The organism is Bradyrhizobium sp. HKCCYLRH2047, assembly GCF_051168175.1.
Lineage (GTDB): Bacteria > Pseudomonadota > Alphaproteobacteria > Rhizobiales > Xanthobacteraceae > Bradyrhizobium.
Window position 1 is genome coordinate 155,745 of the sequence record NZ_JBNPUM010000009.1, and the last position, 14,767, is coordinate 170,511.

The window sequence follows — 14,767 nt, forward strand, 5'->3', positions numbered from 1 at the left end:
CCTCAACGGAAATGGCAGGCGACGAGATGCCCCTCGGCGCTCGCCTTCAATGGCGGCACTTCCTTGCTGCAGACGTCCTTGGCGATCGGGCAGCGGGTGTGAAAGTGACAGCCCGATGGTGGATTGATCGGGCTCGGCACCTCGCCCTTGAGCCGCACGCGCTTGCGCTTGATGCTCGGGTCCGGGATCGGCACTGCCGACAACAGCGCTTCCGTGTAGGGATGTTTCGGCGCCGAATAGAGCTGGCGTGACGGCGCGGTCTCGACGATGCGGCCGAGATACATCACCGCGACGCGGCGGCTGATGTGCTCGACGACCGAGAGGTCGTGCGCGACGAACAGATAGGCGATGCCGAACTTCTGCTGCAGGTCCTCGAGCAGGTTGATGACCTGGGCCTGGATCGACACGTCGAGCGCCGACACCGGCTCGTCGCAGATGATCAGCTTGGGCTCGACCGCGATCGCACGCGCAATGCCGATGCGCTGGCGCTGGCCGCCGGAGAACTCGTGCGGATAGCGCGTCATGTGATCGGCCTGCAGGCCGACGGTCTCCAAGAGATGAACGATGCGCGCCTCGTATTGCTGGCGTGAAGTCGCCAGCCCGTGGATCGTCAGCGCCTCGCCGATGATGGCACCGATGGTCATGCGCGGGTTGAGCGAGGCGTAAGGGTCCTGAAAGATGATCTGAATGTCGCGGCGGAGCGCGCGCAGGCTTTCGCCCGAGAGCGCGATGACGTCCTTGCCTTCGAAAGTCAGCTCGCCCGAGCTCGGCTCGATCAGCCTGAGGACGCAGCGCCCGGTGGTCGACTTGCCGCAGCCGGACTCGCCGACGAGGCCGAAGGTCTCGCTCGGCTCGATGTGGAAATTGACGCCGTCGACGGCCCGCACGCTGCCGATCTGGCGCTTCAAGAGCCCACCCCGGATCGGGAACGCCTTGGTGAGGTTGCGTACGCTGAGCAGCGGCGCGGGTGCGGCGGGCGTGGCAATGGCAGCTTCGGTCATCACAGCAACGTCTCTTGGGCGCGGATGCACGCCACCTTGTGGCCGGGCTCGATCTCGCGCAGCGGCGGCTGCGCGGTCCTGCAATCGGGAATGGCAAAGCGGCAGCGCGAGGCGAAGCGGCAGCCTACGGGCGGATTGACCAGCTTCGGCACGCTGCCGGGGATGCTCTCCAGCCGGCTCTTCCTGACCGCGTCGAGATCGATGCGCGGAATCGAGCGGATCAGGCCCTGCGTATAGGGATGGCGCGGATTGGCAAACAGCCGCTCGACCGGCGCCTCCTCGGCGACCCGGCCGGCATACATCACCACGACGCGCTGCGCGACCTCGGCCACGACGCCCATCGCGTGGGTGATCAGCATGATCGACATGCCGAGCCGCTCCTTCATGTCGAGCAGCAGATCGAGGATCTGTGCCTGGATCGTGACGTCGAGCGCGGTGGTTGGCTCGTCGGCGATCAGGAGCTTCGGGTTGCACGACAGCGCCATCGCGATCATCACCCGCTGGCGCTGGCCGCCGGAAAAGTGATGCGGGTAGTCGTGAATGCGGGCTTTCGGATTGGGAAGCTGCACCAGCGCCAGCATCTCCGCCGCCCGATCCATCGCCGCCTTCTTGGACAGGCCCTGATGCAGCCGGATCACCTCGGCGATCTGGTCGCCGATGGTGTACACCGGGTTGAGCGACGTCATCGGCTCCTGGAACACGATCGCGATCTCGCTGGCGCGGATCTTGTTCATCTCGGACGAGCCCAGCGGCACCAGGTCGCGGCCCTGCCACAGGATCTGGCCGCCGGCGATGCGGCCGGGCGGCATCGCGATCAGCTTCAGCACCGACATCGCGGTGACGGTCTTGCCGGAGCCGGACTCGCCGACCACGCACAGGGTCTCGCCGCTGCCGATCGAGATGTCGACGCCGTCGACGGCCTGGACCTCGCCCTCGTCGGTGTTGAAATAGGTCTTCAGCCCCTTGATCTCGAGCAGCGGAGCCACGCGCGCGTCCATCACATCACCTTCCGCGGATCGAGCGCATCGCGCAGGCCATCGCCGATGAAGTTGATCGCGATGACCGTGAGGAAGATCGCGCCGCCGGCGAACAGCGCCCAATGCGGCGCGATGTCGAGATAGTCCTTGGCGTCGAACAGCAGCCGGCCCCAGGTCGGAATGTCCGGCGGGAAGCCGAGACCGAGGAACGACAACGTCGATTCCGCGATGATCGCCGCCGCGACGTCGATGGTGCCGGCGACGATCACGGGTCCCAGCGCGTTCGGCAGGATGTGGCGGACGACGAGACGGGCGTTGGAGGCGCCGAGCGCGCGCGCCGCCTCGACGAACTCCTTCTCGCGCAGCGACAGGAACTGCGCGCGCACCAACCGCGCCACCGGCATCCAGCGGAAGCCGCCGATCACGAGCACGATCAGGACGAAGGTGCCGCCCTCCGGCCCGACAAGGCCCTTCAGCAGGTCGCGGAACAGATAGATCACGAGCAGCAGCAGCGGCAGCTGCGGCAGCGACAGGAACAGGTCGGTCAGCCACATCAGCGCGGCATCGACCGGCCCCTTGGAGTTGCCGGCAATGGCGCCGATGACCACGCCGACGAACAGGCCGACCGCCATTGCCGCAAAGCCGACGGCGAGCGAGATGCGGCCGCCATAGATCATGCGCGCCAGGAGATCCTGCCCGAGATCATCGGTGCCAAACGGATGGTCCCAGGACGGCGCCGCGAGCCGCGCGGTGAAATCGATCTCGTTGATCGGCACGCGCCAGATCCATGGGCCAAGGACGATCGCGAGCGCCAGCAGCGCCAGCACGACGATGCTGACGGCCGCGAGGCGATGGCGCAGGAAGCGCCTGACCGCATCTCGTCCGGGCGAGAATCGGCGCTTCGTCGAAGCCGGCGCGAGCGGCGTCTCAACGGAAGGAGATGCGTGGGTCAAGCCAGCCATACAGGATATCGGCGATAAGGTTGAATAGGACGACGAGGCAGGCGAACACGAAGGTCACCGCCATGATGACGGGCGTATCGTTGGCGAGGATCGCGCTGATCAGGAGCGAGCCGATGCCGGGAATGCGGAAGATCTGCTCGGTGACGATGGCGCCGCCGAACACCGTCGGCATCTGCAGCGCCACCAGCGTCACCACCGGAATCAGCGCGTTGCGCACCACGTGCTTGACGATGACCTTGCTCTCGTCGAGCCCCTTGGAGCGCGCCGTCGTGACGTAATCGAGCTTGATGACGTCGAGCACGGCCGACCGCACGTAGCGCGTATACGACGCGGCCTGATAGAGGCCGAGCACGGTAACCGGCATCACCGCCTGCTTGAAGTTTTCCCACCACCACATCCACCCCGTGGCCTGTATGTCGGCACGATAGACGAATGGCAGCCAGCCGAGATTGACGCTGAAGATCAGGATCAGCAGCAGCCCGGTAAAAAAGGTCGGCAGCGAGAAGCCGATGAAGGCGAAGGTGTTGGCGATCTGGTCGAAGATCGAATAGGGCCGGCGTGCTGCAAGCACGCCGACCGGAATCGCCACGATCAGCGCGAGGAGCTGCGCGGTTCCGACCACGTAGAGCGTAGCCGGGATGCGCTGCAGGATCAGTGTGTCGACGTTGACGCGGCTGGCGAAGGAGAAGCCCCAGTCGCCATGCAACATCGCAATCAGCCAGTGGAAGTAGCGCACCATGATCGGGTCATCCATGCCGAACTTGACGCGCAGGGCCTCGCGGACCTCCGGGGGAATGTTCGGGTTGCTCGCGAGCTCGCCGAACGGATCGCCCGGTGCCAGCGCCAGCAGCACGAACAGGATGACGCTGATGCCGAGCAGGCTCGGCACCGCGACGATGAGGCGCCTGAGGAGGTAGTTTCCCATCGCTCAGCCTCTAGGATATCTAATCATGCTGGTGGCGCAATCAGGTCTCGCGATACCAGTTGGCGATCTGCCAGAGATCGTTGTCCCAACCGCTCTTGTTAGCGACCATGCCGTTCTTCAACCCGATGCAGTTGCGGCGATTGATCTCGGGCAGGATGTAATTGTCCTGAACGACGAGATCGTTGAGCTTGACGAACAACGCCGCGCGCTTGACCGGGTCGAGCTCGCTCGAGGCCTGCTTGTAGGTCTCGTCATATTCCTTGTTCTGCCAGCGCGAGACATTGCGGCCCTGCCACTTGTTCTCCTTGTTCGAGACCTCCCACGAGGTGAACTGGTTCATGAAGAACTGCGGATCCGCCTGCGGCATGGTGGTCTGGTACATCTCCATGTCGCAGTAGAAATGGGTGTAGGTGTCGGGGTTGGCCGCGTCGGAGGAGAAGAACACCGACGCGACGACCGATTTCAGCTCGACCTCGATGCCCGCCTTCTGAAAAGCCTGCTTGATGATCGCCTGGTTCTTCTGGCGCGGCGCGTTGATCGACGTCTGGAATACCAGCTTGATCGGCTTGCCGTCCTTCTCGCGAATGCCGGACGAGTTCTTCTTCCAGCCCGCCTCCTCCAGGATCTGATTGGCCTTGTCGATGTTGAACTCGAACTTGTTGTTCGGCGAGCGGAAGCGCTCGGGATTGTTGAGGAAGTTGGGCGTCGCGACGCCAGCGCGCCCGTAGATGAACTTCTGCACCGAGGCGCGATCGATCAACAGGTTGATCGCCTTACGGACGGCCGGATCGGAGAACACCGGATGCTTGGTCTTGATGCTCGCGCGCTCGCCGTCGACCTCGGTCCAGGGATCGGTGACGTTGAGCGCGATATATTCGATGTGACCGGTCACCGTGAGCTGCGCCTTGCCCTGGCCGCCGGCCTCCAGCTTGGTCAGGATCTCGTCCTCGACCTGGAGATTGTAGGCGTAGTCGTATTCACCGGTCTGCAGCACCGCGCGTGCCGCCGACACCGCGTCGCCGCCGCCCTTGACCTCGACCGTGTCGAAATAGGGCCGGTTTTCCTGATGATAATCGGGGTTGCGCTTGGCGGAGATGGAATCGCCGGGCTTGAAATCGACGTAGACGTACGGGCCAGTGCCCACCGGCTTCAGATTTGCCGGCGCCTCACGCGACTTGCCGCCGATATAGTCGGCGAACAGATGCTTCGGAATCACCGGACCGTAGGCTGCGACGAAGGCATCCGCCCAGAACGGCGTCGGCTGCTTGAAATTCAGCTTCACCGTGTAGTCGTCGATCTTGTCGATCGACTTGATGCCGCGATAGCTGCCGACGGACACGGCGGCGGTATCGGGATTGACCGAATATTCCCAGTTGAAGATCACGTCGTCTGCGGTGAACGGCTTGCCGTCGTGCCATTTCACGCCCTGCTTCAGCTTCCAGGTGACCGACAGGCCGTCGGCGCCGAGCAAGCCGTTCTCCTTGCTCGGAATCTCGGCCGCGAGAATCGGCACGAGATTGCCGTCGGCGTCCCAGCCGGCGAGCGGCTCGTAGAACAGCCGGCAGGCCTCCTGATCCTTGGTGCCGTTGGCGAAGTGCGGGTTGAGCAAAGTCGGCGCCTGCCAGAACAGCAGCTTGAGCGGGCCGCCGCCGCCGGCCTTGGGCGGCTTGTATGCGATCGGCTCGGCGGCCATCGCAACGCCGGAATGGGCGAGCATCGCGCCGGCCATTGGTGCGGTCAGCCCCACGGCGATCATTCGCTGCACAAATTCGCGCCGTGACAGGCGTCCCGCTTTGACATCAGCGATCTGGCTACGGAGGTCACGCTCGTTCATTCATCGACTCCAAAGTGGTGCTGAATGCCAAAAAACGCGTCCCCGTCATGCATCGATCAGGAACTGCACAAAATTGGATCAGCCTTCGAAGCGACTGTCAAAGCAGAATCCGGGCCAATTCCGCAATAAAGAATGGATCGATTGTCGCACTTCGCAGATGCGGGAAGAATGACTGCCAGAGCATCCCGGAAAATGGAACTACGTCGTCAACGACGGTCGCCCCGCACCGGGATGGTCTGCTGCGGCATCAACGCCGTAAGGAGTGCTCAGCTCTCGCGATACCAGTTGGGCAGCTGCCAGAGGTCGTTGTCCCACCCCGAGGAATGGGTTTGCAGACCCTTGCGGATGCCGCTGACGCGCGGACGATTGAGCTCCGGCAGCACGTGACGACCGGCGCAGACCGTGTCGTTGAGCTTGATGTAGAGCGCCGCACGCTTCACCGGATCGAGCTCGCGCGTGAGCTCGTTGTAGAGATCGTCATACTCCTTGCTCTGCCAGCGCGAGATGTTGCGACCCTGCCATTTGTTGGCCTTGCTCGCCACTTCCCACGACACGTACTGAGTCATGAAGGCCTGCGGCTCGGGCGACGACATCGTGATCATCAGCATTTCCATGTCGCAATAGAAGTGCGTGTAGGTGTCGGGATTGGCGACGTCGCTGGAGAAGAACACCGAACCCACCACCGACTTCAGCTCGAGCTCGATGCCCGCCTTCTGGCAGGCCTGTTTGACGATCGCCTGGTTCTTTTGCCGCGGCCCGTTGGTGGAGGTCTGGAAGACGAGCTTCAGCGGCTTGCCGTCCTTCTCCCGAATCCCGCTCGTCCCCTTCTTCCAGCCGGCGTTCTCCAGGATCTCGTTCGCCTTGTCGATGTTGAACTCGAAGCGCGTGTTGGGCGAGCGATAGCGCGCGGGATTGTTGACGCAGTTCGCCGTGGCGATGCCGCCGCGGCCATAGACGAATTTCTGGATCGATGCGCGATCGATCAGGAGGTTGATGGCCTCGCGCACCGCCGGGTCCGAGAACAGCGGGTGCTTGGTCTTGAGGCTCGAGCGCTCGCCGTCGACCTCGACATTGGGATCGGTGGCATTGAGCAGGATGAATTCGAGATTGCCGGTCGGCACGATCTCGGCGACCCCGGTCCCGCCGGTCTCCAGCTTGACGAGGATCTCGTCCTCGACCTGCAGATTCCAGGCGTAGTCATATTCGCCGGTCTGCAGCACGGCGCGTGCCGCCGATACCGCGTCGCCGCCGCCCTTGATCTCGAGCGTGTCGAAATGCGGCCGGTTCGGAACGTGGTAGTCGGGATTGAGCCTGCCGGTCAGGATGTCGCCCGGCTTGAAGTCGACGAACAGATAGGCACCGGTTCCGACCGGCTTGAGATTGTTCGGCGCCTCGCGCGACTTGGCGCCGATGTAGTCGCTGAACAGATGCTTCGGAATGATCGCACCCCGGCCGCCGACGAACGGCGTGAACCATTGCGGGGTCGGCCGGCTGAACACGAGGCGAACGGTGTGGTCGTCAAACTTCTCGATCGTCTTGAGGTCCCTGTAGTCGCCGATGGTGACTGCGGACGTCTCGGTATTGGTGGCATATTGCCAGTTGAAAATCACATCGTCCGCAGTGAACGGCTGGCCGTCGTGCCACTTCACGCCCTGCTTGAGCTTCCAGATGACCCAGGTGCCGTCGGCCGCGACGGTGCCGTTGGCCACGCTGGGAATCTCGCTCGCCAGCACCGGGACGAGATTGCCGTCGGCGTCCCAGCCGGCCAGCGGCTCGTAGAAGGCGCGCGCGGATTCCTGATCCTTGGAGCCGATGGCAAAATGCGGATTGAGCAGGGTTGGCGCCTGCCAGAACAGGAGCTTCAGCGCGCCGCCGCCACCCGCCTTGGTCGGCTTGTAGGGGAATTCCTGCGCCGCCATTGCCACTCCCGAATGCGCCAGCATCATGCCGGCCAGCGGCGCCGTCAGTCCGGCCGCCAGCATCCGCTGCACGAAGTCACGGCGCGATAGCCGCCCGTCCTTGACCGCGGCGATCTCGTGGCGCAGGTCCTGCTCGTTCATGTCCGTCTCTCCAGATCCTCGGTCACAATGCGGGCTCGATCGCGCTCTGAAAGCTCAACCACACTGCAGCACCGCCCGGAAAGCAGGATGCAGGCCAATTGCGCGGACACTGATGCAGCTCAGCGCTCCGGCTTCAGCTTGCGGAAGCGGACGCCCTTGCCATCGGGCAGCCGGGTCGCGACATAGCCTGCCGCCAGGCAGGCCTCGCGCTGCGGCATCTTCTCCTGCGGACTCCGCAGGCTGTCCCACCACGAGGCGCGCTGCGCGGCGCGCGGCAGGCCGTCGCCGATCAGCTCCTCGATCTCCTCGAGGCTGAGCACCAGTTCGGGGCGGGTCTGCCGCTTGAGATAGTCTCGAAGCGCATCATAGTCCGGCAAGTCTCGACTCCCTCATACCAGCGTGTGTGCGGCCGCCTTGACGACAGGCGCAGCGAACGCAACCGCTCGTTAACCTAACATGCGTTACTTCGGCCTGATCCGTCAGTCTACGGACGGGGTTTCACGGGGACGGGACGAGCCGATGCGCTGGACACGCCGAACGGGCCGGGCGACGCAGCCTTGGCGGCTCTCGGCGCGCACGCTGATCACCTGCTCCATCTCGACCATCATCGGTTTCTCCGCCATCTGCGCCAGCGTCATGATCGACCTGCGCCGGAGCGAGGAGGTCCGCGCCCGGCAGGCGCTGGAGAACATGGCCGCAAGCATCGGCGCCGACATCAGCCGCAACGTCGAGCTCTACGATCTCTCGCTGCGGGCCGTGGCCAGCAACATGTTGCTGCCCGAAATCAACGAGGTCAGCAAGCCGGTCCGCCAATTGATCCTGTTCGACCGTTCGTCCACCGCGAAGAATTTCGGCACCATCCAGGTGTTCGATGCCCGCGGACGGCTGTCGCTCGAATCGTCGACGCTCGACCCGCTGCCGGAGGACCGCAGCGACGCCGATTTCTTCCAGGTGCATCGCGACGGGCCCGACACCGGGCTCTATGTCGGGCGGCCCGCCCAGCATCATGGCCAATATTCCATCGTTCTCAGTCGCCGCATCTCGACGCCGGACGGACGCTTCGCCGGCGTCGTCGCCGGCTCGATCCGCCTCGGCTATTTCCGCGACCTGTTCGCGCGGCTCACGCTCGGAACGGGCGACAACATCACCGTGCTCCGGCGCGACGGCACCGTCATCGTCGGCGCGCCATTCGATCCTGCCGCGATCGGACGCAACCTGGCGCGGGCGCCGGCCGTGACCCGCGCGCTCACCGAGCCGGCCGGCTGGTCGAGCAGCCATGGCGCGCTGGACGATCTGCCGCGGCTCCTGGTCTGGCGCAACGGCACCGAGCCGCTGGTCGTGATCGCCAGCAAGTCGTGGGACAGCGTCTTCGCCTATTGGCGCAACGAAGCTGCGCAGATCGGCGCGATGATGCTGGCGCTGATCGTGTTCGTCCTGGCCGCGACGCAGGTCGCCGCGCGCGAGATCCAGCTCCGGGCGAAGGTCGAATCCAGACTGGAGCAGCTCGCGACCACCGATCCGCTGACGGGTCTGAAGAATCGGCGCAAGTTCGACGAGACCATCGAGCTCGAATGGCGGCGGGCGCAGCGCGCCGGCGCGCCGCTGGGGCTCTTGATGATCGATGCCGATCACTTCAAGAGCTACAACGACACCCACGGGCACCAGGCCGGCGACCAGGTGCTGGTCGGCATTGCCGTGTGCATTTCCGATTCGGTGCGGCGCGCCGGCGATTGCGCCGCGCGCTATGGCGGCGAGGAGTTCGCGGTGCTGCTGCCGGGGACCTCGGAAGCGGATGCGCTGCGCGTCGCGGAGACGATCCGCAGCAAGGTCAAGCTGTGGGCGGGAGAGGCGTGCACCACCTCGATCAGCATCGGTGCCGCCAGTGTCACGCCGTCGCGCGACACGGATTGGACCGGCCTGCTCAATGCCGCCGACCGCGCCCTCTACATGGCCAAGGCCGCGGGCCGCAACCGCTGCGCCAGCGCAGCGGTGCATAACCCGTCACCCGCGGCCTCGCTGGCGGCGTGATGCCACCAACTGTCTCGAAGGCGCGGCATTTCTCGTCGGCTGGGCCTCAGCCCTTGCCGTCGAGATAGCGCTTCATGTCCTCGCGCAGGCCATCGCGCAGGTCGGGTCGCGCCATGGCGAAGGCGATGTTGGCCTTCAGGAAGCCGGACTTCGAGCCGCAATCGTGCCGCTCGCCGTCGAAATCCACGCCGTAGAATTTCTGTGTCTTGGACAACCCGATCATCGCGTCGGTGAGCTGGATCTCGCCGCCGGCGCCGCGCTCCTGCGTCGCCAGGATCTTGAAGATCTCCGGCTGCAGGATGTAGCGGCCGGTGATCGAGAAGTTCGACGGCGCGGTGCCCTTGGCCGGCTTCTCGACCATGCCGTCGACCTCGAAGATCTTGCCGTCACGCTTGCCGACGCCGCAGATGCCGTATTGATGGGTCTGGTCGGCCGGCACCTCCTGCACCGCGAGCACATTGCTCTTCTCGGGCAGCTTGTTCGCGGCGGCGATCATCTGCGCCAGGCACCCCGGCGCGTTCAGCACCAGTTCGTCCGGCAGCACCACCGCGAACGGCTCATCGCCGACGATGTCGCGCGCGCACCACACGGCATGGCCGAGCCCGAGCGGGGCCTGCTGGCGGGTGAAGCTGACGGCGCCAGCCTCCGGCTGGTCGCGCGCCAGGATTTCCATCTCGGTCTTCTTGCCGCGCGCCGCGAGCGTCGCGTCGAGCTCGTACATGCGGTCGAAATGATCCTCGATCGCGGTCTTGTTCCGCCCGGTCACGAACACGAAATGCTCGATGCCCGCCTCCTTGGCTTCATCGAAGACGTATTGGATGAGCGGCTTGTCGACGATCGTCAGCATTTCCTTCGGCATCGCCTTGGTGGCGGGAAGGACGCGGGTGCCGAGACCGGCGACCGGAAAAACGGCTTTGCGGATCTTCATGGGGATGACTAGACCTTGTGGCGATATGAATGCGAAATCGATCGCATTTTAGGTAGCTCGTTTGCAGCCGAGAACAAAGGCGGATGTTGGTCCGGTGTTCCGCTCGACATGGACCGAACGGCTAAATTTCGCTGCGGAAATCGTTAACCTTGTTAATCTCCCGTTAAGCAGGACCGGGCCTCGTGGAGGCCGATCTTCCATGCGATCTGGATCGAGACATGATGCGACGGAACGTGATGCTGACAGCTCTGAAGGCGGGTGCCGGCGCGGCGGTTCTGGTCACGGCGTTGACGGTGGTGTCCGGTTCCGCTGTCGCGCAATCCGGCGGCGGGCCGCTGAACTTTCTCGACGGCCTGTTCACGGGCACCTTGACCAAGGGCAACCCCGCCCCCAACCAGCCCCCTGCCGCCGGCGGGCCGCAGCCGTGGAGCGGCGAGGACGGCGCCTCCGGCCATCCGCTGATGACGGCGGCGGCGATCCGCGAGGCCGCCGGCAATTTCGACAATTGCGTCGCCGGCATGTGGCCAGATGCCGCAAGGCGCAACATCACGCAGGACAATTTCCAGCGCTTTACCGCCGGCCTGTCGCCGGACCTGCGCATCATGGACCTGCTCGACGCGCAGCCCGAATTCACCAAATCGATCTGGGACTATCTCGACATCCTGGTGAACGACAACCGGCTGGCGAAGGGCCGCGAGGTGCTGGCGAATTACAAGCCGCAGTTCGATGCGGCCGAGCGCGCCTACGGCGTCGACCGTTACATCGTCGCTTCGATCTGGGGCATCGAGTCCAACTACTCGACCCAGATCGGTGACCGCAGCGTGCTGCAGTCGACCGCGACGCTCGCCTGCATCGGCCGCCGCCAGGCCTATTTCAAGGATGAGTTCCTCTCCGCCCTGGAAATCCTCAATCGCGGCGATCTGCGCCCCGAGCAGCTGCGCGGCTCCTGGGCAGGCGCCTTCGGCCCGACCCAGTTCATGCCGACCGCGTTCAAGCGCTTCGCCGTCGATGCCGATGGTGACGGCCGCCGCGACGTCGTCGACAATCCGGCCGACCTGATCGCCTCGACCGCCAACAATCTGAAGAAGGACGGCTGGCAGAGCGGCCAGAGCTGGGGCTACGAGGTCGTGGTGCCCCAGGGCTTCAACTACATGCTCGCCGACCGCGCCAAGAGCATGAGCTTCCGCCAGTGGGAACAGCTCGGCCTGCGACGGGCCAATGGTCAGCCGTTCCCGACTAGCGCCGAAAAGGCATATCTGCTGGCGCCGGCCGGCGCCCAGGGCCCCGGCTTCCTGATGCTGCAGAACTTCCGCGTCATCATGAAATACAACCCTGCGGAAGCCTATGCGCTGGCGATCGGACACTTCGCCGACCGCCTGCGCGGCGCGCCGCCGTTCGTTCAGGCCTGGCCGCGCGAGGAGCGAACGCTGTCGCGCGGCGAGCGGCTCGAGCTGCAGCAATTGCTCGCCGAGCGCGGATTTTACCGCGGAACGCCGGACGGCCAGTTCGGTGGCCAGACGCGCGAGGCGCTGCGGAACTTCCAGGCCTCGATCGGGGCGCCGGCGGACGGATTTGCCACCTCGGACGTGCTCGAACGGCTGCGGGCGCGCTGATCGCAGCCCAACCTGCCCTGCCGGTAACCTTCTGGGGTGATTACCGGCGCCGTCAACACCATCCGGTGAATGCCCGTTTGCGGCCTGATTCGCGTCCTATTATATGGATCGTCACGATCACGCCGCGCGACGGGTGCGCATGTCAAAGCTGAAGTCCATCCTCAAGCTGTTGAACGAGCCCGGCCCGCTGGTCGTGCTGGCGGTCGTCATCGCCATGCTCGTCGGCATCGCCGGCCCCGCCTCGGCCCAGTTCTTCAACTTCAACCCGTTCGCTTCGCCCCGCCCGGCCCCGCGCGGCGGTGGAGGTGGCGGAGGCTGGTTCGGCGGCGACTTCTTCGCTCCGTTCCCGCAGCAACAGCCCAAGCGGGTGATCCAGGACTATTCCAAGGCGCCGCCGCCGGAAAAGCGTGACGGCGCGCCGGACCGCTACGTGCTGGTGCTGGGCGACGCCATGGCCGACTGGCTCGCCTATGGCCTGGAAGAGGCCTATGCCGAGCAGCCCGACATGGGCGTGACCCGCAGGATCAGGACCACGTCGGGCCTCATCAAGTACCAGCCCAGGGGTGAGCCGGCCGACTGGGCCGCCGCCGCCAAGGGCATCCTGGCGACCGAGCGCGCCGACGCCATCGTCATCATGCTCGGCCTCAACGACCGCATCTCGCTGCGCGAGCCTGCGGTGGAGAAGACCGAGAAGCCGGACGACAAGAAGGGCGACAAGGCCAAAAAGGATGCCAAGGCCAAGCCCGGCGAGACAAAGCCCGGTGAGGCCAAGCCGGGCGAAGCCAAGCCGGACGGCAAGGCCGACACGGCGGCCAAGCCCGACGACAAGGCTGCCGATACCGATCTGCCGCAGGACGAGGTCGACAACGACACGCCCGCGGTTGCGGCACCGGAGAAGGCCGCCCGCTCGCCGGGCGGCCTCTATGAGTTCCGGGACGAGCGCTGGGTCGAGCTGTATGCGAAGAAGATCGAGGAGATGATCGCGATCGCCAAGAGCAAGGGCGTGCCCGTGCTCTGGGTCGGCCTGCCCGCGGTTCGCGGTCCCAAGGGCACGGCGGACACGCTGTTCCTCGACTCGCTGTATCGCGATGCCGCCGGCAAGGCCGGCATCACCTATGTCGATGTCTGGGACGGCTTCGTCGACGAGTCCGGCCGCTTCCTGCAGAAGGGCCCGGACTTCGAGGGCCAGATCCGCCAGTTGCGCTCCTATGACGGCGTCTATTTCACCAAGCCGGGCGCGCGCAAGCTCGCCCACTATGCCGAGCGAGAGATCAACCGGCTGCTCGCGGCCCGTTCTGCGCCGCTCGAGCTGCCAAACGAGCCGGCGACGCCGGACGCCAATGCCGTGCCCGGCCAGCCGGCGCCGCGGCCGGTCGCCGGCCCGATCCTGCCGCTGGTGGCGTCATCCGTCGGCACCGACCAGTTGCTGGGCGGCCCCGGCTCCCGACCTGCGGCGGTCGACGCGCTGGCGGCCCGAACCCTGGTCAAGGGCGAGGCCCTGAGCCCGCCGGCCGGCCGCGCCGACGATTTCGTCTGGCCCCGCCGCGAGGTCGGCCGCGAACAGGCCAAGGAGCCGCCGAAGGAGCTGACCCGGCCCGAAGCGCCGATGGCAGCGACCACGCCGGCGGAAGCAACGCCGGCCGCGCCGACACCGGCGCCACCGAGACAGAAGCGGCTGACCGCGCCGACGGCCCCCGGCCAGCAGCCGCCAGCCCAGGCACAGCAGCCGAATCAGCCAGGTCAGGGCGTCCGTGAATTCTTCGGCTTCGGCGCGCCTCAGCAGCCGGCACGGCCCCCTGCCGCGCGCAATCCGAACGTGCCGCCGCGGCCGCCAGCATCGGTCGGCCGCTCGGCGGCAGCGCTGGAGTCCCAGGGACGCTGATCGTGGCCGCGCCTGAGCGCCAGGGGTGATCGACGCGATCGTCCGAAACGAAATGCCCACAACAAGATCGGCCCGCATTCGCGGCGAATGCGGGCCGATTGTCATCTGATCGTCAGGGGGACTTACGGATTCAGTAGCGCCAGCGCTGCGGCGGCTGCGGCCGACTCGGCGAGCGCATCAGCATCGCCAGCAGGAAGCCGATGCCGCCGGCGACCAGGAGCGCGCCCATCGGATTGTCCTGAACCCGCTTGGTCAGGGCCTGCGTGCCGTCACGCAGCGTCTCGGAGCCGTTACCGAATTTATCCTTGGCGAAATCCATCGCCGCATCGCCGGCCTCGCGCGCCGCGTCCTTGGCCTGGCCATACATGTTCTGCACGACGCCCGCGGCCTCGCGTGCACGGCCCGAGGCCTGCGTGCTCTTGTCGCCCAACATCTCGCCGACGCCGCCCTCGATCTTGCCTGCGACATCCTTGGCCGTACCGGTCAGCCGATCCTGATCCATTGCCGCTCTCCTTCTCTGCACTGTGCGGGATTGCTGGCCTGCTAACCGGCCAGCG

12 protein-coding genes are annotated in these 14,767 nt (G+C 65.6%); 3 read left to right on the top strand and 9 right to left on the bottom strand.

All coding sequences use genetic code 11. From position 1 onward, the window contains the following. Positions 1 to 2: 2 nt before the first annotated feature. The 7 genes from ACQR1D_RS22070 to ACQR1D_RS22100 all read right to left on the bottom strand — a co-directional run bounded on the left by ACQR1D_RS22070 (position 3) and on the right by ACQR1D_RS22100 (position 8,136). Positions 3 to 1,001 carry an ABC transporter ATP-binding protein gene (locus tag ACQR1D_RS22070; RefSeq protein ID WP_434838598.1) on the bottom strand — a complete coding sequence of 333 codons (999 nt, stop codon included), beginning with the start codon at positions 999 to 1,001 and terminating at the stop codon, positions 3 to 5. After that, entirely contained in the window at positions 1,001 to 1,999 is a 999-nt protein-coding gene (locus ACQR1D_RS22075; RefSeq protein WP_434894075.1) for an ABC transporter ATP-binding protein, read from the bottom strand. Before ACQR1D_RS22075 ends, ACQR1D_RS22070 begins: the two co-directional genes overlap by 1 nt. After that, the gene (locus tag ACQR1D_RS22080; protein ID WP_434838596.1) at positions 1,999 to 2,940 is read right to left on the bottom strand and encodes an ABC transporter permease; all 942 of its coding nucleotides are present in this window, start codon (positions 2,938 to 2,940) and stop codon (positions 1,999 to 2,001) included. Before ACQR1D_RS22080 ends, ACQR1D_RS22075 begins: the two co-directional genes overlap by 1 nt. Then, the gene (locus tag ACQR1D_RS22085) at positions 2,906 to 3,865 is read right to left on the bottom strand and encodes an ABC transporter permease (protein WP_315804758.1); all 960 of its coding nucleotides are present in this window, start codon (positions 3,863 to 3,865) and stop codon (positions 2,906 to 2,908) included. The genes ACQR1D_RS22080 and ACQR1D_RS22085 overlap by 35 nt, the downstream gene beginning before the upstream one ends. 40 nt (positions 3,866 to 3,905) lie before the next feature. Next, positions 3,906 to 5,699: a peptide ABC transporter substrate-binding protein gene (locus tag ACQR1D_RS22090; RefSeq protein WP_434838595.1), complete on the bottom strand. Its 1,794-nt coding sequence runs from the start codon at positions 5,697 to 5,699 to the stop codon at positions 3,906 to 3,908. 266 nt (positions 5,700 to 5,965) lie between these two features. Then, the gene (locus tag ACQR1D_RS22095) at positions 5,966 to 7,759 is read right to left on the bottom strand and encodes a peptide ABC transporter substrate-binding protein (protein ID WP_434838594.1); all 1,794 of its coding nucleotides are present in this window, start codon (positions 7,757 to 7,759) and stop codon (positions 5,966 to 5,968) included. A gap of 119 nt (positions 7,760 to 7,878) precedes the next feature. After that, on the bottom strand, positions 7,879 to 8,136 hold the full coding sequence (locus tag ACQR1D_RS22100; protein WP_316177305.1) for a DUF7662 domain-containing protein: 258 nt from the start codon (positions 8,134 to 8,136) through the stop codon (positions 7,879 to 7,881). A gap of 142 nt (positions 8,137 to 8,278) precedes the next feature. Here ACQR1D_RS22100 and ACQR1D_RS22105 point away from each other — a divergent pair, with 142 nt between their 5' ends. After that, positions 8,279 to 9,787 carry a sensor domain-containing diguanylate cyclase gene (locus ACQR1D_RS22105; RefSeq protein WP_434838593.1) on the top strand — a complete coding sequence of 503 codons (1,509 nt, stop codon included), beginning with the start codon at positions 8,279 to 8,281 and terminating at the stop codon, positions 9,785 to 9,787. Between the two features lie 46 nt (positions 9,788 to 9,833). Here ACQR1D_RS22105 and galU read toward each other — a convergent pair whose 3' ends face one another. After that, positions 9,834 to 10,715, bottom strand: coding sequence for a UTP--glucose-1-phosphate uridylyltransferase GalU (gene galU / locus ACQR1D_RS22110; RefSeq protein ID WP_315804753.1), 882 nt, complete (start codon positions 10,713 to 10,715; stop codon positions 9,834 to 9,836). Positions 10,716 to 10,933: 218 nt separating this feature from the next. Here galU and ACQR1D_RS22115 point away from each other — a divergent pair, with 218 nt between their 5' ends. After that, positions 10,934 to 12,328, top strand: coding sequence for a lytic murein transglycosylase (locus ACQR1D_RS22115; protein ID WP_434838592.1), 1,395 nt, complete (start codon positions 10,934 to 10,936; stop codon positions 12,326 to 12,328). A 139-nt stretch (positions 12,329 to 12,467) separates the two neighbouring features. Continuing rightward, entirely contained in the window at positions 12,468 to 14,210 is a 1,743-nt protein-coding gene (locus ACQR1D_RS22120; RefSeq protein ID WP_316177302.1) for a DUF459 domain-containing protein, read from the top strand. Positions 14,211 to 14,340: 130 nt separating this feature from the next. On the opposite strand, the gene ACQR1D_RS22125 is transcribed toward ACQR1D_RS22120, so the two are convergent. Beyond that, entirely contained in the window at positions 14,341 to 14,712 is a 372-nt protein-coding gene (locus ACQR1D_RS22125; RefSeq protein WP_315804750.1) for a CsbD family protein, read from the bottom strand. Between the last annotated feature and the right edge of the window lie 55 nt (positions 14,713 to 14,767).

Bases quoted from the DNA above. Each gene is read 5' to 3' on its own strand.
- ACQR1D_RS22070 (WP_434838598.1), bottom strand. From the start codon at position 1,001: ATGACCGAAGCTGCCATTGCCACGCCCGCCGCACCCGCGCCGCTGCTC.
- ACQR1D_RS22075 (WP_434894075.1), bottom strand. From the start codon at position 1,999: ATGGACGCGCGCGTGGCTCCGCTGCTCGAGATCAAGGGGCTGAAGACC.
- ACQR1D_RS22080 (WP_434838596.1), bottom strand. From the start codon at position 2,940: ATGGCTGGCTTGACCCACGCATCTCCTTCCGTTGAGACGCCGCTCGCG.
- ACQR1D_RS22085 (WP_315804758.1), bottom strand. From the start codon at position 3,865: ATGGGAAACTACCTCCTCAGGCGCCTCATCGTCGCGGTGCCGAGCCTG.
- ACQR1D_RS22090 (WP_434838595.1), bottom strand. From the start codon at position 5,699: ATGAACGAGCGTGACCTCCGTAGCCAGATCGCTGATGTCAAAGCGGGA.
- ACQR1D_RS22095 (WP_434838594.1), bottom strand. From the start codon at position 7,759: ATGAACGAGCAGGACCTGCGCCACGAGATCGCCGCGGTCAAGGACGGG.
- ACQR1D_RS22105 (WP_434838593.1), top strand. From the start codon at position 8,279: ATGCGCTGGACACGCCGAACGGGCCGGGCGACGCAGCCTTGGCGGCTC.
- galU (WP_315804753.1), bottom strand. From the start codon at position 10,715: ATGAAGATCCGCAAAGCCGTTTTTCCGGTCGCCGGTCTCGGCACCCGC.
- ACQR1D_RS22115 (WP_434838592.1), top strand. From the start codon at position 10,934: ATGATGCGACGGAACGTGATGCTGACAGCTCTGAAGGCGGGTGCCGGC.
- ACQR1D_RS22120 (WP_316177302.1), top strand. From the start codon at position 12,468: ATGTCAAAGCTGAAGTCCATCCTCAAGCTGTTGAACGAGCCCGGCCCG.
- ACQR1D_RS22125 (WP_315804750.1), bottom strand. From the start codon at position 14,712: ATGGATCAGGATCGGCTGACCGGTACGGCCAAGGATGTCGCAGGCAAG.